Source organism: Pseudomonas rossensis (genome assembly GCF_039888995.1).
Lineage (GTDB): Bacteria > Pseudomonadota > Gammaproteobacteria > Pseudomonadales > Pseudomonadaceae > Aquipseudomonas > Aquipseudomonas rossensis.
The window spans coordinates 1-18,851 of record NZ_JBBWCB010000108.1 but is presented as its reverse complement, the minus strand read 5'-3'; the positions used below and the strand labels follow the sequence as shown (position 1 = coordinate 18,851).

Annotated in this window: 18 protein-coding genes and 3 pseudogenes; 7 read left to right on the top strand and 14 right to left on the bottom strand. The window is 58.8% G+C overall.

Annotated features, from left to right (window positions below):
* The 6 genes from kdpB to WLY71_RS23000 all read right to left on the bottom strand — a co-directional run.
* Positions 1–1,149: potassium-transporting ATPase subunit KdpB (gene kdpB, locus WLY71_RS23025; protein ID WP_347805380.1), on the bottom strand; the 1,149-nt coding region annotated here is incomplete at its 3' end.
* 11 nt (positions 1,150–1,160) lie between these two features.
* Positions 1,161–1,841, bottom strand: a complete 681-nt coding sequence (gene kdpC, locus WLY71_RS23020) for a K(+)-transporting ATPase subunit C (protein ID WP_347805379.1) — start codon at positions 1,839–1,841, stop codon at positions 1,161–1,163.
* A gap of 10 nt (positions 1,842–1,851) precedes the next feature.
* The gene (gene kdpA / locus WLY71_RS23015) at positions 1,852–3,558 is read right to left on the bottom strand and encodes a potassium-transporting ATPase subunit KdpA (protein WP_347805378.1); all 1,707 of its coding nucleotides are present in this window, start codon (positions 3,556–3,558) and stop codon (positions 1,852–1,854) included.
* Positions 3,559–3,725: 167 nt separating this feature from the next.
* The gene (gene kdpF / locus WLY71_RS23010; protein ID WP_095130908.1) at positions 3,726–3,824 is read right to left on the bottom strand and encodes a K(+)-transporting ATPase subunit F; all 99 of its coding nucleotides are present in this window, start codon (positions 3,822–3,824) and stop codon (positions 3,726–3,728) included.
* A 263-nt stretch (positions 3,825–4,087) separates the two neighbouring features.
* Positions 4,088–4,573, bottom strand: a complete 486-nt coding sequence (locus tag WLY71_RS23005; RefSeq protein WP_347805377.1) for a GyrI-like domain-containing protein — start codon at positions 4,571–4,573, stop codon at positions 4,088–4,090.
* A gap of 67 nt (positions 4,574–4,640) precedes the next feature.
* Positions 4,641–5,303 carry a LysE family translocator gene (locus WLY71_RS23000; RefSeq protein WP_347805376.1) on the bottom strand — a complete coding sequence of 221 codons (663 nt, stop codon included), beginning with the start codon at positions 5,301–5,303 and terminating at the stop codon, positions 4,641–4,643.
* Positions 5,304–5,442: 139 nt separating this feature from the next.
* Between WLY71_RS23000 and alaC the strand changes: the two genes are divergently transcribed.
* Complete coding sequence (gene alaC, locus WLY71_RS22995) at positions 5,443–6,660, top strand: alanine transaminase (protein ID WP_347805375.1); 1,218 nt, start codon at positions 5,443–5,445, stop codon at positions 6,658–6,660.
* 212 nt (positions 6,661–6,872) lie between these two features.
* Here the strand turns inward: alaC and WLY71_RS22990 are convergent, their stop codons facing one another.
* Both WLY71_RS22990 and WLY71_RS22985 read right to left on the bottom strand, forming a co-directional pair.
* On the bottom strand, positions 6,873–8,225 hold the full coding sequence (locus WLY71_RS22990) for a GntP family permease (protein ID WP_347805374.1): 1,353 nt from the start codon (positions 8,223–8,225) through the stop codon (positions 6,873–6,875).
* An 82-nt stretch (positions 8,226–8,307) separates the two neighbouring features.
* Complete coding sequence (locus WLY71_RS22985) at positions 8,308–8,841, bottom strand: gluconokinase (RefSeq protein WP_347805373.1); 534 nt, start codon at positions 8,839–8,841, stop codon at positions 8,308–8,310.
* Between the two features lie 215 nt (positions 8,842–9,056).
* Here WLY71_RS22985 and gntR point away from each other — a divergent pair, with 215 nt between their 5' ends.
* Entirely contained in the window at positions 9,057–10,088 is a 1,032-nt protein-coding gene (gene gntR, locus WLY71_RS22980) for an HTH-type transcriptional regulator GntR (RefSeq protein ID WP_347805372.1), read from the top strand.
* Between the two features lie 124 nt (positions 10,089–10,212).
* Here the strand turns inward: gntR and WLY71_RS22975 are convergent, their stop codons facing one another.
* Positions 10,213–11,088: a LysR family transcriptional regulator gene (locus tag WLY71_RS22975; protein ID WP_347805371.1), complete on the bottom strand. Its 876-nt coding sequence runs from the start codon at positions 11,086–11,088 to the stop codon at positions 10,213–10,215.
* Positions 11,089–11,207: 119 nt separating this feature from the next.
* On the opposite strand from WLY71_RS22975, the gene WLY71_RS22970 reads away from it, so the two are divergent.
* The 4 genes and pseudogenes from WLY71_RS22970 to WLY71_RS22955 form a co-directional block, all read left to right on the top strand.
* Positions 11,208–11,639, top strand: coding sequence for a PACE efflux transporter (locus WLY71_RS22970; RefSeq protein WP_046049513.1), 432 nt, complete (start codon positions 11,208–11,210; stop codon positions 11,637–11,639).
* A 56-nt stretch (positions 11,640–11,695) separates the two neighbouring features.
* Positions 11,696–12,328, top strand: coding sequence for a glutathione S-transferase family protein (locus WLY71_RS22965; RefSeq protein WP_347805370.1), 633 nt, complete (start codon positions 11,696–11,698; stop codon positions 12,326–12,328).
* A gap of 40 nt (positions 12,329–12,368) precedes the next feature.
* The gene (locus WLY71_RS22960; protein ID WP_347805369.1) at positions 12,369–13,109 is read left to right on the top strand and encodes an NAD-dependent epimerase/dehydratase family protein; all 741 of its coding nucleotides are present in this window, start codon (positions 12,369–12,371) and stop codon (positions 13,107–13,109) included.
* Positions 13,110–13,159: 50 nt separating this feature from the next.
* Positions 13,160–13,606, top strand: a pseudogene (locus WLY71_RS22955) (hypothetical protein); the annotation flags it as partial.
* Positions 13,607–13,852: 246 nt separating this feature from the next.
* Here WLY71_RS22955 and WLY71_RS31460 read toward each other — a convergent pair.
* From WLY71_RS31460 to WLY71_RS22945, 3 genes and pseudogenes are all read right to left on the bottom strand, one after another.
* Positions 13,853–14,281: pseudogene (locus WLY71_RS31460) on the bottom strand (methyl-accepting chemotaxis protein); the annotation flags it as partial.
* A 114-nt stretch (positions 14,282–14,395) separates the two neighbouring features.
* A pseudogene (locus tag WLY71_RS31455) lies at positions 14,396–15,067 on the bottom strand (PAS domain-containing protein); the annotation flags it as partial.
* Between the two features lie 522 nt (positions 15,068–15,589).
* Positions 15,590–16,462, bottom strand: a complete 873-nt coding sequence (locus WLY71_RS22945) for a LysR family transcriptional regulator (RefSeq protein WP_347805367.1) — start codon at positions 16,460–16,462, stop codon at positions 15,590–15,592.
* Between the two features lie 99 nt (positions 16,463–16,561).
* On the opposite strand from WLY71_RS22945, the gene gstA reads away from it, so the two are divergent.
* Positions 16,562–17,164, top strand: a complete 603-nt coding sequence (gene gstA, locus WLY71_RS22940) for a glutathione transferase GstA (RefSeq protein WP_347805366.1) — start codon at positions 16,562–16,564, stop codon at positions 17,162–17,164.
* A 32-nt stretch (positions 17,165–17,196) separates the two neighbouring features.
* On the opposite strand, the gene WLY71_RS22935 is transcribed toward gstA, so the two are convergent.
* Entirely contained in the window at positions 17,197–18,210 is a 1,014-nt protein-coding gene (locus tag WLY71_RS22935) for an ABC transporter substrate-binding protein (protein ID WP_347805365.1), read from the bottom strand.
* Positions 18,207–18,749 (bottom strand): sigma-70 family RNA polymerase sigma factor, encoded by a 543-nt coding sequence (locus WLY71_RS22930; protein WP_347805364.1) that lies wholly within the window; start codon positions 18,747–18,749, stop codon positions 18,207–18,209. Before WLY71_RS22930 ends, WLY71_RS22935 begins: the two co-directional genes overlap by 4 nt.
* Positions 18,750–18,851 lie beyond the last annotated feature (102 nt).

The window sequence follows — 18,851 nt, the reverse complement described above, 5'->3', positions numbered from 1 at the left end:
GAAATGCACGAAGCTCGCACCCAGGGCATTGAGGTCCCGCGCCCGCAGGTCGAACTTCTGCTTGGCAAGCACCACGATACTGCGCCCCTCCGGCGTTTCGTCGGCCAGCGAGGCCAGTTGCGCAGCGTCGGCCAGTTCCGACTCCTTGACCCCGGGCGCCGGCAGGAAACTGCTGGCCTGGCGGTTACCCAGCGTGATGGTGCCGGTCTTGTCCAGCAGCAGGACGTCAATGTCGCCAGCCGCTTCCACGGCTCTCCCGGAGGTGGCAATGACGTTGGCCGACATCATCCGGCTCATGCCCGCCACACCGATCGCCGACAACAGACCGCCAATGGTCGTGGGGATCAGGCAAACCAGCAGCGCCACCAGTACCGTTGCGCTGACCACGTCGCCTCCGCTCATGGCCACCGCAAACATCGAGGACGGACCCAGGGTCACGATCACCAGCAGAAACAAAAATGTCAGGCCCACCAGCAGAATGTTCAGCGCCACCTCATTGGGAGTCTTCTGGCGTTTCGCGGTTTCGACCATGGAAATCATGCGATCCAGAAATGACTCGCCCGGGTTGACACTGATGCGCACCACCAGCCAGTCCGACAGCACTTTTGTCCCACCGGTTACCGATGAAAAGTCGCCGCCCGCCTCGCGAATCACCGGTGCCGATTCTCCGGTAATCGCGCTTTCATCAACCGACGCCACGCCTTCGATCACCACGCCATCGAGGGGCACCAGATCGCCAGCCTCGATCAACACCACATTGTCCTTGAGCAGTTCGCTGGAAGGCATCGGCATCCAGGCGGAACCATGCCGGGGTTGCTTCAACAGCTTGGCCAGGGTCTGGCGTTTCATCCCGCGCAAGCTGGCCGCCTGGGCCCGACTGCGGCCCTCGGCCAGGGCTTCGGCGAAGTTGGCGAACAACACGGTGAACCACAGCCACAACGTGATGCTGAGAATGAAGCCACTGGGGGCTTCACCCTTGCCGCCCAGTGATTGAAACCACAGCAGCGTGGTGAGAATGCTGCCCAGGTACACCACAAACATCACCGGGTTCTTCCACTGCGCCTGGGGCAGCAACTTCTTGAAGGCATCCAGGCACGCCGTGAGCAACAACCCACGGTCGAACAAAGGCAAACGAGCTTGCTTACTCATGGTTGTTTCTCTTACTCACTGGCCGCAAGGGGTGGCTGATGCGCAGGCGCCAGAGCATCCAGCGCGAGGTTGAGTTGCAGCACATTGATTCGGGGTTCGCCGAGCAGGCCGAAGGTGCGTTGTTCGGTGTGGGTATTCACCAGCTTCAACAGATCGGCTTGCGGCAGGTGGCGCAGACGTGCGACGCGCACCGCCTGAATCTGTGCGTTGGCCACCGAAATGTGCGGGTCCAGGCCTGAAGCCGACGAGGTGACCGCATCCACCGGCACCTGCGCATCTGCCGCCAGGCCGTTTTGCCGGCGGTAGGCTTCGACCCGCACGGCCACAGCATCGATCAACTTCTGGCTGGTAGGGCCAAGGTTGCTGGCGCCACTGGAACCTGCGTTATACGGCTGCGCCACGCTTTTGCTCGGGTCCAGTGGATCTGCGCCGAGGGTCATGCTCGCACGGCCCTGGAAATACTCGGGGCGGGTGAAATGCTGGCCGATCACCGCCGAACCGATCACCAACCCATCCCGTTCAACCAGGCTGCCCTGGGCCTGAAACGGGAACAACACGTTGGCCACCAGCGTGGTGAACAACGGATAGGCCAGCCCGGTCAGCAGCATGAAGAACGCCGCCGAAATCAGCACCGGGCGCAACAGGCCGACAAACAGAAATTGCACCTTGGTTTTGGTTTGTACTTGAGTCATCACAGCCCCCTTACTTGTAGGTCTGGCCAGACAGCAACTGCAGTTGCTCGACCAGCGGGCCGAGCGCGAGCGCCGGCAGGAAAGTCAGACCGCCCACCACCAGCACCACGAACACCACCAGGAACATGAACAGCGGTGTGGCGGTCGGGATGGTGCCGGCACCGGCCGGGATGTTCTTTTTCATCGCCAGAGAACCGGCGACCGCGAGCATCGGCAGCATGGTGAAGAAGCGTCCGAGCAACATGGCAAGACCGATTGTGGTGTTGAAGAACGGCGTATTGGCATTCAATCCGGCGAACGCCGAACCGTTGTTGGCAGTGCCCGAGGTATAGGCATAAAGCACCTCGCTGAAGCCATGGGGCCCCTGGTTGTTGAGGCTGTTCAGGGTGTCAGGCCAGAGTGTTGCCAGGGCGGTGAAGCCGAGGATGCAGATGGGGTGCGCCAGTACCGAGAGCATGACCAGCTTGATCTCCCGTGCCTCGATCTTCTTGCCGAGGAATTCGGGACTGCGGCCGATCATCATCCCCACCAGAAACACCGTCAGCAGCGCGTACTGGATCAGGTTGATAAACCCCACGCCGTCGCCACCGAACACGCAATTGAGCATCATCTGGGCTAGCGGTACGAATCCGCCCATGGGCGTCAGCGAGTCGTGCATGGCGTTCACCGAGCCGGTGGTTGCGCCAGTGGTGGTGGTCACGAACAGGCTGGTGTCGGCAATCCCGAAACGCAGCTCTTTGCCTTCCATGTTGCCGCCACTCTGGGTGGCCGACAGCACCTGGTCCGCGCCCACCCGGGTCAGCAGCGGGTTGCCACTTTGTTCAGCCGTGTAAACGATGCTCAGAAAGCCGACGAACATCACCAGGAACGTGCCAAAGAACACCCAGCCCTGACGTCGACGCATCAGCATGCTGCCGAAGGTGTACGTCAGCGCCGACGGGATCAGCAGCATGCTGAGGATATGCAGCATGTTCGTCAGTGGCGTCGGGTTCTCGAATGGGTGCGCGGCGTTCATGCTGAAGAAGCCGCCGCCGTTGGTGCCGATGTGCTTGATTGACTCAAAGCTCGCCACCGCGCCGACGATCAACTGCTGCTGTGCACCTTCCAGAGTGGTGGCCAGGGCCTGGGAATTCAGGGTTTGCGGCATGCCTTGCCAGACATAAACCAGCGCCATGCCAAAACACAGTGGCAGCATCACCCGGTACAGCGTGCGAGTGAAGTCCACCCAGTAGTTGCCGATATCAGCGGAGTTCGACCGACTGAGGCCGCGGATGAACCCCGCCGCTGCCACAACGCCCGCCGTTGCGCCGACGAACATCAGGAAGGTAATGACCGCCATCTGGCTGAAGTTGGACAGGCTGGTTTCACCTGAATACGCCTGCCAGTTGGTGTTGGTGATAAACGACGCCGCGGTGTTGAAAGCCAGATCCGGTGTTTGCGCGCTCAGCCCCAAGGGGTTGAGCGGCATGAAAACCTGCAGGCGCAACACGATGTAACCCAGCAACATCATCGCCGCGTTAGACAGCAGCAGGGCCGAGCCATAACGTGCCCAGCCCATGGTTTCGGCCGTATCGATCCCCAGCAGACGATAAGTAGCGCGCTCCGCCAAGGCATGGTTACGCCCGGTAAATACCAGCGTCAGCCACTTACCCATCAACACGGCGAGTCCGGTCATCAACCCGAGAATCACCGCAAATTCCAGCATAGTGCTCAACATGTCGATGCTCCGTTCAAATCTTGCCCATGGCGACGATGACCATGGCTGTCGCAGCAAAAAACACCACGCTAACCCCCATAAAAATCAGGTCGTACATTGCCGATTTCCTTTCTCAAGACCGCCCTGGCGGGCTGATAAAAAAGCCTGTGCCGCAATGACTGCGGCCATCAAAACTTCTCTGCACGGATAAGCGCGTAACCCAGGTAGGCAAACAACAGGGCGGCACACAGGCCGCTGGCGATGTAAATGAACTCGAGTGTTAACAAGACAGCTCCCCCTGACAAAACGAAAGGACACCCGCAATCGGGTACCGGCTGAGAGCGTCAGTACAAAAAACGCACTGAATTCACGCTCTCATCTGCGCCTTGCAGGGTAAGTGAGGGGGTATCAAGGACGAACACTGATTGGGGGCAGCGGCATTAAGACGGCGTATAGAACGAGCGAAACGGACGGTGTGCGAGGGGTGATGCGAGGAGTCAACGACAGCCTTGGACGGGCACTGTGAAGTGCCCGTCCCGGAGTCGGCTCATTACGATTTGAGCGGCAGCCAGATTTCCAGCACACCGGTGTTGAGCTTCGGGTTGAAGTCTTCGCTGTAGCGTTCGAATTCCGGCGCATCCGCCGCCTGATAACCGGACTGCGGCAGCCAGGTTTTCCAGATGTACTGGAAGGTCTGGGGCAACTGATCGAGAGAGCCCTTGTGCTCGAACACCGCATAGTGCTGAGGCTGGACCTCGACCCAACGGTATTTCTCCGGCAGGTCGTCGAGTTTGTCGATCTCGATGCCGGCAATGTATTCGAAGCCGCCCTTGCCATCCGGATTGCAACAGATGCCGTAGGTCACTTCGTTTTTTTGACCGGGAATTTTGCCAATCTCGGGAATGAATTTTTCCCAGAGATCGGGGATGCCGCTGGTCGTATCCGTGGTAAATCGGCCGCCAAGCCCTGCAATGAGCAGGAAGTGCCCGTGCTCGAAGCGTGGTTTGGCCGTTTCGACGCGTGTTTGCTCATCCATGACTCAACTCCTGGAACAAAAAAGTGGGTTCGGCTGGGAGTATAGAACCCAAACCGAATTCGCCCAGTTACAGTGCATGCAACTGCTCGACAGCACCTGCGCCGACGAACTCGTTATACCCCGATAGGATCACGTAGACCGCGAAATAACAGAAGATCGCCGCCGATGCCAGATAGGAGTAACGCAGCAGTTTGTCACCCAGCAACTTGCCGCCGTGACTCGCTGCGAAGCACAAAGCGACGCACCAGAGCACCCCGGCGCAGAGAAACCCGCCGAGAAACAGCGCCGAGCTGAGTGCGCCACCGCCGCCGGAGCGAGCGATCAATGTGCCGCCCACCGCCGCGAACCAGAGAATGGCGCTGGGAGACGACATGGCGAGGAAGATCCCGCGGAAAAAATCCCGTCGATGGGAGTTCTGACCCACGGCTTCGGCCTGCGCCAATACCGCCTCATGGTGAATCGCCGAATAGATCATCTTCGCCGCGAAGTACAACAACAGCGCCGAACCTCCGATCCACAGCACCCAGCGCACGCTTTCGTATTGCAGCAAAACGGTCATCCCGGCCAAGGCCAGCACGGCGTAGATCAAGTCGCCGACACACGTCCCCAAACCCAGCGCGAAGCCTTGAAAATAGCCACGCTGCATCGCCAACGTGATCATCGCGATGTTGGCCACGCCGATGTCCAGGCACAGCGAAAGGCTCAGCAAGAAGCCACTGGTAAATTCCATCAACCGATTTCCTTCGGACAAATTTGTTTACATAGTCGCTGGACAGTTTGCCACATCAGCCCTTACATTCCGCCACAGGTCACCGCAGTGACCAGCGTCGCTCGGACGGTTCCGGGCGCTCACGTTATCCGAGGCAACAATGGCTAACCCAGGTTCGCCGCGCCGCTTTGCGCGCATAGATCGACTCCCCCCTTACGTATTCAACATCACTGCCGAGCTGAAGATGGCCGCCCGTCGTCGTGGCGAAGACATCATCGACTTCAGCATGGGCAACCCCGACGGCCCGACACCGCCGCACATCGTCGAAAAACTCGTCACCGTCGCCCAGCGCGAAGACACCCACGGCTACTCGACGTCCAAGGGCATTCCGCGTCTGCGCCGTGCGATTTCCAATTGGTACAAGGATCGCTACGAGGTCGACATCGACCCGGAAAGCGAAGCCATTGTCACCATCGGTTCCAAGGAAGGCCTGGCGCATTTGATGCTGGCCACCCTCGACCAGGGCGACACCGTTCTGGTGCCGAACCCGAGCTATCCGATTCACATCTACGGCGCGGTGATTGCCGGCGCTCAGGTGCGTTCGGTGCCGTTGATTCCGGGCGTGGACTTCTTCGCCGAACTGGAAAGCGCCATTCGCGGCTCGATTCCGAAACCGAAAATGATGATCCTCGGCTTCCCGTCGAATCCCACCGCCCAGTGCGTGGAGCTGGATTTCTTCGAGCGAGTGATCGCCCTCGCCAAACAGTACGACGTTTTGGTGGTGCACGATCTCGCCTACGCCGACATCGTCTACGACGGCTGGAAAGCCCCGTCGATCATGCAAGTGCCGGGCGCCAAGGACATTGCGGTGGAGTTTTTCACCCTGTCCAAAAGCTACAACATGGCCGGCTGGCGCATCGGTTTCATGGTCGGTAATGCCGAACTGGTCAATGCCCTGGCGCGGATCAAGAGTTATCACGACTACGGCACGTTCACCCCGCTGCAAGTCGCGGCCATTGCGGCGCTGGAAGGTGATCAGCAGTGCGTCAAAGACATCGCCGAGCAGTATCGTCAGCGTCGCAACGTGCTGGTCAAAGGCCTGCATGAACTGGGCTGGATGGTCGAGAACCCAAAAGCGTCGATGTATGTCTGGGCGAAAATCCCCGAGGCGTATGCGCATTTGGGCTCGCTGGAGTTCGCTAAAAAACTGTTGGCCGAGGCCAAGGTTTGCGTCTCGCCGGGCGTGGGGTTTGGTGAGTATGGTGACGATCACGTGCGCTTCGCGCTGATCGAAAACCAGGACCGGATTCGTCAGGCCATACGCGGGATTCGCGGGATGTTCCGGGCGGATGGGTTGATCACCAAAACCAACGCCTGACACCTAACACCTAACACCTAACACCTAACACCTAACACCTAACACTGTAGGAGCTGTCGAGTGAAACGAGGCTGCGATCTTTTGATCTTGATCTAAAAAAACAAAATCAAAAGATCGCAGCCTCGTTTCACTCGACAGCTCCTACAGGGATTTCGATTTATCACCCACAAAAAAACCGCATCGCTGCGGTTTTTTTGTGTTTGGCGTTTGTGTCAGACGAACAACGACAACAGCAGGATAAAGCCCAGCGCAACGATGGACAGGATGGTTTCCATCGCGGTCCAGGTCTTGAAGGTTTCCGCCACGGTCATGTTGAAGTACTGCTTCACCAGCCAGAAACCCGCGTCGTTGACGTGAGACAGGATCAACGAACCGGCACCGGTCGCCAGTACCAGCAGCTCACGGTTCACACCTGGAATCATCCCCACCACCGGCACCACGATGCCCGCGCCTGTAATGGTGGCCACGGTTGCAGAACCGGTCGCGATACGAATCACCGCGGCTACCAGCCAGGCCAGAAGGATTGGCGAGATCTGCGCTTCCACCGCCATGTTGCCGATGACATTACCAACGCCGCTGGTCACCAGCATCTGCTTGAAGCCACCACCGGCACCGATGATCAGGATGATTGCGGCGGTTGGCGCAAGGCTGGCATCCAGCCATTTGAGCATCTGGTTGGAGCCAATGCCCTGCTTGTAACCGAAGGTGTACAGCGACAGCAGCAACGCCAGCAGCAGTGCCGAGATCGGATGACCGATCAGGTCCATAAAAGTGCGGAAGAAGTTGCCGTCCGGCAGCACCACATCGGCAAAGGTCTTGAGCAGCATCAGGAACACCGGCGACAGCACGGTGATCAAGGTGATGGCGAAGCTCGGGAGATCAGCAGAATCGTTATCACGCGCCAGTTGATCGACCAGTTCCTGGTTAGGATGACCCGGAATGTACTTGGCAATGAACGTGCCGTAGATCGGGCCGGCAATGATAGCCGTCGGCAGCGCAACGATCAGGCCGTAGAGAATGGTTTTACCAATGTCGGCACCGAACACGCCGATGGCCAGCAACGGGCCCGGGTGCGGCGGAACCAGACCGTGCACGGCGGACAGACCGGCCAGCAGCGGGATACCGATCTTGATGATCGACACGCCGGTACGCCGGGCCACGATGAACACCAGCGGGATCAGCAGCACGAAGCCGATTTCGAAGAACAGCGGAATGCCGACCAGGAACGCGGCGAACATCATCGCCCACTGCACCTTGTCCTTGCCGAACGCGCGAATCAGGGTTTGGGCAATCTGATCCGCCCCGCCCGACTCGGCCATCATTTTGCCGAGCATGGTGCCCAGCGCGAGGATGATCCCGACGAAACCAAGCACCCCACCGAAGCCGTCCTGGAACGCCTTGATGATGGTGCCGATCGGCATGCCGGAGGTCAGCCCGAGAAAAGCGGCGGCGATGATCAGGGCAATGAACGGGTGAAACTTGAACTTGGTGATCAGGACGATAAGCCCGATCACCGTGACCACTGCATCGAGCAGCAGGAACGTCTCGTGGGACATGCCAAACATTAGGGGTGTCTCCTGGTTGTTGTTGTTATTAAAGCGAGTAATTCGCAAGCCAACAGGACAGCGCTATCTCTTCTGGCAAAACTCATACGGCGTGTTTCAGGCCATGAGCCTGCCACCAGTCATGAGCTTGCTTCGCCAATTGGTCGACGCTGTAGTTCGAAGCGTCCAGAGCCAGGGTCAGGGGCTCGCCAACGGGCGATTCAAGGGTGGCGAACTGGCTGTCGATCAGGGTCGACGGCATGAAGTGGCCCGGCCGATGGGAGACACGATCGGCGGCGACTTCAGGGGTCAGTTCAAGGAACACGAAGCCCAGGCCCGGCAAGGCGCTGCGCAGACGTTCGCGGTAAATGTGTTTGAGGGCCGAGCAGGTCAGCACCGGGCGTTCGCCCTTGGCGTCGATGCGGCGCAATTCATCGCACAGGCTGTCGAGCCAGCCGGCACGGTCGTCGTCGTTCAGGGGGATACCCGCGCTCATCTTTTCGATATTGGCGGCAGGGTGGAAAGTGTCGCCTTCAATGGCGGTCGCGCCGCTGAGTTGGCACAAGGCCTCGCTGACGCAAGTCTTGCCGCAACCGGCAACGCCCATGATGACCAGGGCGGTGATGGGATGATTCATGTAACACCTCAGCGCGCAGACAGCGCTACCTTTGCCAGTTACGACACTAGATCAAAAGCAGAAGTTGCCGACGCCTTCTTGTCATTTTTGTGGGTTGCAGCATGTTCGTTCCCAACGCCAAAAAACGGGGATCAGGCAAACCCCGCTCACGCATTTGCAGCTACGTCGAGACAGCGCTACCTTAGTGCCTCGAATTTTGTTTGGCAAGCCGTCCGATGATCTCCTCTAAAAACGATAAAAATACGCGCACCACTGGCCGCCCCACTTTGAACGAAGTCGCACGCCTGGCCGGTGTCAGCCCGATCACCGCCTCTCGCGCCCTGCGCGGGGTCAGCACGGTGGCCACCGAACTGGTGGAAAAAGTGCAGAAAGCGGCGCTTGACCTCAACTACGTGGTCAACCCTGCCGCCCGCGCGTTAGCCTCGGCCCAGAGCCATTCGGTGGTGGTATTGGTGCCGTCACTGTCCAACTTATTGTTCATCGACACGCTGGAAGCCATTCATCAGGTTTTGCGCCCCAAAGGCTTTGAGGTGCTGATCGGCAACTTCCATTACTCACGTGATGAAGAAGAAAATCTGCTGCGCAACTATATGGCGTATCAGCCTCGCGGTTTGCTGCTGACCGGTTTCGACCGCACCGAAAGTTCGCGCCGGATGATCGAGGCCAGCAACATTCCCTGCGTGTACATGATGGAACTGGACAGCGCAGCCGGACTCAATTGCGTGGGCTTTTCGCAACTCGCTGCTGGCGAGACAGCGGCCGGGCATTTGCTGTCCCGCGGTCGTAAGCGCCTGGCCTACATCGGCGCGCAACTCGATCAACGCACGTTGCTGCGCGGCGAAGGTTTCCGCAAAGCCCTGCAAAAGGCCGGTTTGTATGACCCGGACCTGGAAGTACTGACACCTCGCTCTTCCTCCGTCGGCCTTGGTGGCGAACTGTTCCTGCAACTGCTCGCCACTCATCCCGATGTCGACGCGATCTTCTTCGGTAACGACGACCTGGCCCAGGGCGCACTGCTCGAAGCCATGCGCTGCGGGATCAAAATCCCCGAACAAGTGGCGATCCTCGGCTTCAACGACCTGCCGGCCTCGGCCCACATGGTCCCGCGCCTGAGCAGCATCAGCACCCCGCGAGAAGCCATCGGCCGCCGCGCGGCGGAGCAGATGTTGACGTTGATGGCTGGCAACACGGTGGCCAAACCGGTGCAGGACATGGGGTTTGAGTTGAAGGTGAGGGAGAGTACGTAGTTTGCCACTGGCACATTGCTCCCTGTAGGAGCTGCCAAAGGCTGCGATCTTTTGATTTTGATCATTTCGGAATCGCTGAAAATCAAGATCAAAAGATCGCAGCCTTCGGCAGCTCCTACAGGGGTTACGCGTTGGACATGAGTTGCACAAACGCCAACGCCCCTTTTTGCAGCGGCTGGCTCTTGAGCCACACCGCATGCACCGGCAGCACCAACCCGTTCTCGATGTTGCGAAAGCTCAGGCGCTTGAGCCTTCCAGCATCCAGCAACGACTGGACCACCGACAGTGGAAAATTGCCCCAGCCCAATCCGGCTTCGACCATTTCCAGCGCCATGGCCAAGGTGTCGGTGCGCCAGTAAGACTCGGCCACCAGTGGCCGGGTTTCGCTGATCGGCAGGTCGCGGCTGGCGACGATGATTTGCCGTACGTGGACCAAATCTTCGAGATACACATCCTGGCCTTGAAACAACGGATTGTCCGCCGCCAGCGTGGCGATCATCCGTTCGGTGCCAACGAACTGGAACCGCTCCAGCACGTTCATGCTCAGCCCGGCGAACGCCAGGCAAACGCTGACCCGGCCGCTGTGGAGCATCGCCAGCACATCATCCTGCGGCGCGCTGAGCATTTCGATGTCCAGTAACGGATGACGCTCGGCGATGACCTTGATCGCCGCCATCACGCGGCCCTTGTCGATGTCCGCCACGACACCGATCGACAACTTGCTTTCCAGCCCCAGCGACAACTCGACCGCATGCACTTGCAGCTGTTTGAGCTGCTCGGCAATCAGTCGCGCATGCGGCACCAATGCGCTGGCCATCGCCGTCGGCACCGGCTCGCGATGGCTGCGATCGAACAGTGGATATCCAAGTTCGGCTTCCAGGTTGGCGATGCCCATGCTCACCGCCGACGGCACTTTACCCAGCGCCCGAGCAGCGGCGGAAAACGAGCCGCGCTCGATCACCGCGAGGAACAACTCGATGCTGTCACTGTTGAAATTCATCCGTCGTCCTATCAATAAAACTGAAAGCTAATGACTTTTACTGTCAGCCCTATTGAAGCTATCTTTCGTCGCCTTCACCAGTGCTCCTGGCTTCAAGTTCGCAGAAAGAGGCAATTCCCATGCAAGGCGTTAAACGAAAACTGCTCTACGTGTCCCTTTACGAGGTCATCGGCATGACCTTCTCGGCCCTGGGTCTGGCGTTGTTGTCCGGCACCTCGCCCGGCAGCACTGGCCCGTTGGCAGTGATCATCACCACCATCGCGGTGACCTGGAATTTCATCTACACCACGCTGTTTGAGCGCTGGGAAAGTCGTCAGCCTTCGCGAACCCGCACCGTTAAACGGCGCATCGCCCATGCCGTGGGTTTTCAACTAACCTTGATAGTGTTCCTCATCCCGTTGATCGCCTGGTGGATGAACATCAGCCTGGTGCAAGCCTTCCTGCTGGACGCGGCGCTGATCATTTTCATCCCGTGCTACACCTTCGCCTTCAACTGGTTGTTTGATCGCACGTTTGGTTTGCCAACTTCGGCGCTGCCGGATCCGGTTTGAAAACGCTGAATGTCTGTTAGATTCCTGAAGCGTCAAATCGCTAACGGAGTAGCTCAATGGAACATGCACTGAAGATTCTGGGTAAAGCTTCGTCCATCAACGTCAGAAAAGTCCTGTGGACCTGTGAGGAACTGGGTGTTGCCTACGAACGTGAAGACTGGGGCGGCGGTTATGCGTCGACCCACACGCCGGAGTTTCTCAGGCTCAATCCCAACGCACTGGTGCCCGTGATCATCGATGAGGCAGGCGTGCTGTGGGAGTCCAACACCATCTGCCGCTATCTGGCCGGTAAACACCAAAACACCAATCTGCTGCCCCACGAACCAGCAGCACGCGCTCGGGTGGAGCAGTGGATGGATTGGCAAGCCACCGAACTCAACGCCTCCTGGAGCTACGCGTTCACGGCGTTGGTACGCAAAGATCCGGAGTTCCAGGACCCGCATCACATCGCCGCCGGCGTGCGTGTCTGGAACCAGAAGATGGGTATCCTCGAGCATCAGCTCGTGACCACCAAAGCGTATGTCGCCGGGCCACACTTCACACTGGCGGACATCGTCATCGGGCTGTCGGTCAACCGCTGGCTGATGACACCGATGGAGCGGCCCGATTACCCGGCCATCGACGAGTATTTCCAACGCCTGGCACAACGCCCGGGATTCTTGAAACACGGCTGCAACGGCCTGCCATAACGCCAAACCCGCAACACTCCTACCCTGAAAAGAGAGACTCATGAACGGACTCAACATACTGCTGACCGGTGCCTGCGGCAGAATCGGCAAAACCTTTTTCGAAGCCTCAAAAGACCGCTACACCTTCGTCCTGACGGATCGCGTCGAGCCCGACTTTGCGGTCGATGCGCCTCACCGTTTTGTCAGCCTGGATCTGTCCGACCCCGCGGCCATGGGCGAAGTATTGAAAGGGATCGACGTCATCGTGCACCTGGCCGGTATTCCTCACGCCACTGCCACTTTCAATGAGCTGCTGCCCAATAACATTCTGGCCACCACTTACCTGTTCGAAGCCGCGGCGGCGGCTGGCTGCAAGCGACTAGTGTTCGCCAGCAGTGCGCAAACCATCGAAGGCTACCCGGTGGACCGGCAGATCGCCCCGGGCATGCAGGTCATGCCGGCCAATCTGTATGGCGTCAGCAAGTGTTATGGCGAAGCGTTGTGTGCGTTCTATGCTGCCAAACGCAACCTCTCGACCATCGCGATACGGATCGGCGCTTTCGAATTCCCGGACCGTCATGAACTGACCAATGCCCGAGACCTGAGCGCCTGGCTGAGCCCGCGCGATGCAGTGCAATTGCTGCAACGTTCGGTGGAGGTCGAAGGCGTGCAACACCTGATCGCCCACGGCATTTCCAACAACCGCTTCAAGCGCCTGGACCTCAGCGAAACCATGCGGGTGTTGGGTTACCGGCCGGTGGATGATGCGTTTCAGACCTTCGATATCTCGATCGCGCCATAAACCCTCCGATCAGGCCGCTTTCGCCTCGGCGACGTTTCTCGGGTTGTTCCTTGGCGCGAGCCCTGCAAAACAATGTGCAGGCGCAAAACGCGCAGACCACTAAGCAGGTCCAGGACTCCGCCACCCAAATCGCAACGCAACAAGTCAGCGAAGCGACCCGGATCAGCGACAACGTTGGTGAAGCGTTCGCGAAAACCCGCGTGGGACTGCAAGCCTCGTCCGCCCAACTACCGGCCGATGTTGAAACAGCCACGGACGTCTTCAAGGAGTACATGAGCAAAACACCGGAACAGCGGTTGCGCGACAGTATTTTGCAAGAGATGGGTCTGACGGAAGATGATCTAAAAGCCGTGCCGCCGGAAAAACAACTGGCGATCGGTAAAGAGATTGCCGAGCGCATGCAAGACAAGATCAAACTGGCGCAGGCCGAGAAAGAAAACAGCAGCAGCGAAAACGGCAGCAGCCAGGTGGTCGACAAGTTCCTCGCGTCGCTTTAACAGCGCGGGCGACACAATCCGTAGCAGCTGGCGAAGCCTGCGTTCGGCTGCGCAGCAGCTGGCGAAGCCTGCGTTCGGCTGCGCAGCAGTCGTAAATCCTGAGTTTGCGGTCTTCCTGAAACACCGCATCGTCTGATTTCACGACTGCTGCGCAGCCGAACGCAGGCTTCGCCAGCTGCTACGGATCGCGTTTTGGCTTAACTGATCGGCATTACCCTTCGAGGGACCCTTTTCAATGTGCCGCTATCAACTTATCTGCAAGGTCGAGTTGAATTGACTGATCGCATCCACCACATGCCGCGACCCTTGTTGAATCTCCAGAATCACCTCCCCCGCTTCGTTCGCCAGTTCCACGCCTAACCCGGTGCGACTCAAACTCGATTGCATGCTCGACACCGCGCTCAACGACAAGTCATGGTTCCTGCGCACCACATCGACAATCTCCAGCGTCGCCTGACTGGTGCGTGCGGCCAGGCTGCGAACCTCGTCGGCGACCACCGCAAACCCGCGTCCATGCTCCCCGGCCCGGGCCGCTTCAATGGCGGCGTTGAGTGCCAGCAGGTTGGTCTGATCGGCAATGCCACGAATGGTCTGGACGATGGTGCCGATGATGTCCGACTGCTTGCTCACCGCATCGATGCTCAGCGCCGCTTCGTTGAGGTCGCGGGAAATGTCCTGGATGATCTGCACCGTTTGCTGCACCACCTGAGAACCTTTCTGCGCGCAGGCGTCGTTTTGAACAGAGGTGCTGTGGGCCGATTCCGCGGCGGTTTGCAGGGTAGTGACTTGCTGGGTGATATCGCTGGCGAACTTGACCACTTTGTACAATCGACCCTTGGTGTCGAACAGCGGGTTGTAGGAGGCCTCCAGGAAAACCGTATGCCCGTGCTTATCTTTGCGCTCGAAACGGTGCGAGTGATATTCGCCGCGATTGAGCGAGGCCCAGAACGCTTTGTAGGCCTGAGATTCGGCGTCGGCACGATGACAAAACAAACTGTGGTGCTGGCCAACCACTTCGTTGAGCGAGTAATGCATCGTCTTCAAGAAGTTGTCGTTGGCCGTGATGACCTTGCCATCCGGGGTGAATTCGATCACGGCCATGGAACGACCGATCGCCGCAAGCATGCTCTCGTTTTCGTGCTCCTTGTAGGTCCTGGCTGAGATGTCAGTGGCGACTTTGATCACACTCCGGACCTGACGATCAGCGCCGAACACCGGCATATAGCTGGCTTCGAGCCAGATCTCCTTGCCGCTCCTGTTCAAGCGTAAAAAGGTCCCGCTCACCGGTTCGCCACGGGCCAGGTCACGCCACAACTTGGCGTAGGCTTCGCTTCGATATAGCGCTTCTTCGCAAAAGATCCGGTGATGCTTACCGCGCACTTCTTCGGCGCTGTATCCCATGGCACTGCAAAAGTTGTCGTTGGCATCGAGCACGATCCCCTCAGGGGTGAACTCAATCATCGCCATCGAGCGGCTGACTGCGGCCAACTTCGCGTTAGCCTCGGTCAGCGCGCAACTGAATCGTTCGATTTCCAGCAGGTCGGTCTTGTGACGTCGGTTAAACATGGTTGTATCACCTTCAGCGCGGTCTTTTGTTTGATGAAAGTTCTTTGGTCTTTCAACAGCCCCACCACTACGTTCCAAGGAACAGGCACACGCATCCCTCCACAGGAAGGACTTGGTCAGGTGATCAATGATGTTTAATCGGAGAGTCCATGCTGCAACGCTCTTATCAAGACATCCTTCTCTCGATAGCCCGGAATCGGGCCAGCCCTAACGATCTGATAAGACATTCCATTGACCGGACAGCTCCGTATTGTTCAGAGTCGGCGCCTTGGGTTGCGCACACTTTTAACGTGTATGACGGCCTTCACATGGCGGTCGACATAGTTAGTTAGGAGTCAGCATAGACAGGCGAGGAAGGTAAGCAAGGCCACTAGTCGGCCAGTATTGAGGACAAAATCGGTTCAGCATCGGTATGAGTCATTTCTCGGCAAGCAGACTCATCAACGCCTGCACTGCCGCCGAGGGTGGCTTGTTCGCAGCGGCCACCAAGGCAAATTCGCGATCGATACGCGGTTTGACCGGCACCACCCGCAGACCCTGGAGTTGGCTCGGCAGCGTCATCTCCGGCACCAGCGTCACGCCGATGTTTTCCCGCACCAGGGTGAACGCACTGCTCCATTCACGGACCTCGACCCGCACATCAAGCAGCTGCAGCCCGGCATCCCCCGCCAGGCTGCGAGCGTTGGTCGAACAACCGCCCGTGGCCAGTACAAAAGGTTGCTCCGCCAACTCCGCCAGGGAGACGCCTTCTTCATTGGAACGGCGAGCCAAGGGATGGCCGCCAGGCACCACCGCCATCCAGGCATCACGCCCCAGGCGACCGGCATTGCGCTCGGGCACCGGGTTCAACACCACGCCGACATCCACCAGCCCGGCGCCGAGCAGCGTTTCCACTTCATCGTCGCTGACCTCCAGCGCGACCACCTGAATGCCGGGATAAAGCCGGTTGAACTGACGCAACAGCGGCGGCAGGAAAGTCGCCAACACCATGGGGAAACTGGCCAGGCGAATCGTCCCGCGCTGAATGTCTTTGGTGGAATCGACAGTGCTGCGAATGGTTTCCAGAGCACCCAGCATCGTTCTCGCGTGTTCGATCACAGACAGGCCGATTGCCGTCGGCAAGGTCTGGCGACTCTCCCGACTGAACAGCTGAACGCCCAGGGTTTCTTCAATCAACGCCAAGGCCTGGCTGGCACCGGACTGGGTCATGCCGACTCGCTCGGCAGCCCGGGTAATGTTGCCCATGTCAGCCACTGCCACCACCATTCGCCAATGCATCAGATTCATCATGGCAGTAGCTTTCCTTATGGCGATTTTCTGAAAGATTAATTTTACCGAAGGTGCCGCGCACTATGACACTGGCGCAAATCCCCAGCCAGAGCCCTGCCAATGAAGTTGTATTACGCCCCACACGCCTGCTCGCTCGCGCCGCATATCGTGCTGCGCGAACTGGATCTGTCGTTCGAATTGATCCGCGTCGACAACACCACCAAGCGAACCGCCAACGACGAGGACTTCCTCGCCATCAACCCCAAGGGTTACGTCGCGGCATTGCAACTGGACAATGGCCAAGTGCTGACCGAAGGCCCGGCAATCCTGCAATACCTGGCAGACCTGCGCCCCGACGCGAACCTGGCACCCTTGAGCGGGACGTTCGAGCGGGTACGGTTGCAGGAATGGCTGAATTTCGTTTCGACAGAGATTCATGGCGGGCTGAGCGGGCTGTTCAGTTCGCAGTTCCCGGATGAGATCAAAGCGCTCATCAAAGAGAAACTGTTCAAGCGGTTTGCTGTGTTGTGTCAGACGCTGGAGCGCCAGGATTATTTGCTGGCTGACGGGTTCAGCATTGCTGATGCGTATTTGTTTACGGTGTTGCGCTGGTCGCACCTGTTTGCCATCGATTTGAATGAGTGGCCGGCGTTGGCGCGGTTTCAGGCGCGGGTTGATCAGCGGCCAGCCGTGAAGGCGGCGTTGGCCGCGGAGTCGGTGTAGGCCTCAATGGCTATTTTCCAGGCACTACAAATTTACAAACTCGCACTCACCTTAGTGGCCACTTCCCCCGGCACCCAACCCTTCCAGATCTGCGGTTGATCACGCAAAAACGCTTCGGCCACCTGACGCGGTTGCAGGCGCTTTTCGCTCATCTGGCCGAGCGTCTGGTTCAGCAGATCGATTGGCAGGTCGACCTTTTCGAAGAACGCCACCAAATCCGGGTACTGCGCCTTGAACGGCGCGGACACCCCAATCGCCAGGCTTGCCGGCATCGACCGCGTGCCTTTTGGATTCGGGTTGTTGGCGTCGGCCAGGGTCTTCCAGGCTTCGGCGTCGAAGGCCGGTTCGTCGAGTTTCACCAGTTTGAAGCGCCCCAACAGCGGCGTCGGCGACCAGTAGTAGAACAGCACCGGTTTACCACGACGGATCGACGAAGCCACCTCGGCATCCAGTGCAGCGCCAGAACCCGTGCGGAAGTTGACGAAGCTGCCGGTCAGGTCATAGGCCTTGAGTTTCTGACTGTTGACGATCTCCGAGGTCCAGCCAGTCGGGCTGTTGAGGAAGCGTCCACGGCTTGGGTCTTCCGGGTCGCGGAACACATCTTTGTAACGCGCCAGATCAGCGACGGATTTCAGCTCCGGGGCCAGGGGTTTGATGCCGCGCTCAGGATCGCCCTTGATCACGTATTCGGGCACCCACCAGCCTTCGGTGGCGCCCTTGACCGTGTCACCCAGCCCAAACACTTTGCCTTCCGAGGCGGCTTTGACCCACGCCGGACTGCGCCCGGCCCACTCTTCGCCGATCACTTGAATATCGTTCCTGGCCAACGCCGCTCCGAGGCTGACGGTGCTGCCCGGCAAGGTATCGGTCGGGTAGCCGTAACCTTTCTCGACAATCAATCGCAGGATTTCGGTGATGAGGCTGCCGCTTTCCCAGGTGATGTCGCCGAAGTGGATCGGCGCGGTTTTCTCCGCCGCGGGAACGTGGGTAGCCACAAGGCTCAGGGCCAGCAGTGAACTGCCGAGCAGGGTTATGAGTGATCTCATGCGGACCTCCGGGTCAGGGAATTCAAGGGTTGGTTGGCGCTGTGCCGGGCGCACAGGGCTTGGGTACGAGTCATGTAAACGCTGACCGAGCGTTGAGAAATGCCCAGTTCGGCAGCGATTTGCGGATAGGTCAGGCCGTCGATTCGCGACAACAGGAAGGTTGCGCGAACCTTGCCAGGCAAGCGTTCAAGCGTGCGATCCAGGCCATGCAACACCTGGGTCAATTGCACCCGTTCTTCGGGCGAGATCGCTTGCTGCTGATCGAGCTGTTGCAACTGATCGAGGTGTTGGCGTTCCAGGTCACGGCGGCGCCAGAGCTGATAGATCAACCGCTGGGCAATGGTGGTGAGCAAGGCACGAGGCTCGCGGATCGGGGTCAGCCCCGGCGATTCGAGTAGCTGTAAAAAGGTTTCGGCAGCGATGTCTTCGACGCTGGAACTGGCGCCCAGGTGCCGACGCAACCGAGCGCACAGCCAGGGGTAATGCGCGCGGAACAATCCGCCCACGTCGTTGCGATGGGAAAGGTCGGTGCCGGACATAGAGGCTCCAAGGGTTAGGGGTCGCTGAATGTCCGGTGATCCGGTGACGCGATCCTAGCAAGGAGCCTTATTCATTAATAATACTTAAAAAGCATTTTTATA

What these genes read in the sequence shown, in the direction of transcription:
- kdpC (WP_347805379.1), bottom strand. Translation starts at nt 1,841, where the DNA reads ATGACTCAAGTACAAACCAAAACCAAGGTGCAATTTCTGTTTGTCGGC.
- kdpA (WP_347805378.1), bottom strand. Translation starts at nt 3,558, where the DNA reads ATGTTGAGCACTATGCTGGAATTTGCGGTGATTCTCGGGTTGATGACC.
- WLY71_RS23005 (WP_347805377.1), bottom strand. Translation starts at nt 4,573, where the DNA reads ATGGATGAGCAAACACGCGTCGAAACGGCCAAACCACGCTTCGAGCAC.
- WLY71_RS23000 (WP_347805376.1), bottom strand. Translation starts at nt 5,303, where the DNA reads ATGGAATTTACCAGTGGCTTCTTGCTGAGCCTTTCGCTGTGCCTGGAC.
- alaC (WP_347805375.1), top strand. Translation starts at nt 5,443, where the DNA reads ATGGCTAACCCAGGTTCGCCGCGCCGCTTTGCGCGCATAGATCGACTC.
- WLY71_RS22990 (WP_347805374.1), bottom strand. Translation starts at nt 8,225, where the DNA reads ATGTTTGGCATGTCCCACGAGACGTTCCTGCTGCTCGATGCAGTGGTC.
- WLY71_RS22985 (WP_347805373.1), bottom strand. Translation starts at nt 8,841, where the DNA reads ATGAATCATCCCATCACCGCCCTGGTCATCATGGGCGTTGCCGGTTGC.
- gntR (WP_347805372.1), top strand. Translation starts at nt 9,057, where the DNA reads ATGATCTCCTCTAAAAACGATAAAAATACGCGCACCACTGGCCGCCCC.
- WLY71_RS22975 (WP_347805371.1), bottom strand. Translation starts at nt 11,088, where the DNA reads ATGAATTTCAACAGTGACAGCATCGAGTTGTTCCTCGCGGTGATCGAG.
- WLY71_RS22970 (WP_046049513.1), top strand. Translation starts at nt 11,208, where the DNA reads ATGCAAGGCGTTAAACGAAAACTGCTCTACGTGTCCCTTTACGAGGTC.
- WLY71_RS22965 (WP_347805370.1), top strand. Translation starts at nt 11,696, where the DNA reads ATGGAACATGCACTGAAGATTCTGGGTAAAGCTTCGTCCATCAACGTC.
- WLY71_RS22960 (WP_347805369.1), top strand. Translation starts at nt 12,369, where the DNA reads ATGAACGGACTCAACATACTGCTGACCGGTGCCTGCGGCAGAATCGGC.
- WLY71_RS22945 (WP_347805367.1), bottom strand. Translation starts at nt 16,462, where the DNA reads ATGATGAATCTGATGCATTGGCGAATGGTGGTGGCAGTGGCTGACATG.
- gstA (WP_347805366.1), top strand. Translation starts at nt 16,562, where the DNA reads ATGAAGTTGTATTACGCCCCACACGCCTGCTCGCTCGCGCCGCATATC.
- WLY71_RS22935 (WP_347805365.1), bottom strand. Translation starts at nt 18,210, where the DNA reads ATGAGATCACTCATAACCCTGCTCGGCAGTTCACTGCTGGCCCTGAGC.
- WLY71_RS22930 (WP_347805364.1), bottom strand. Translation starts at nt 18,749, where the DNA reads ATGTCCGGCACCGACCTTTCCCATCGCAACGACGTGGGCGGATTGTTC.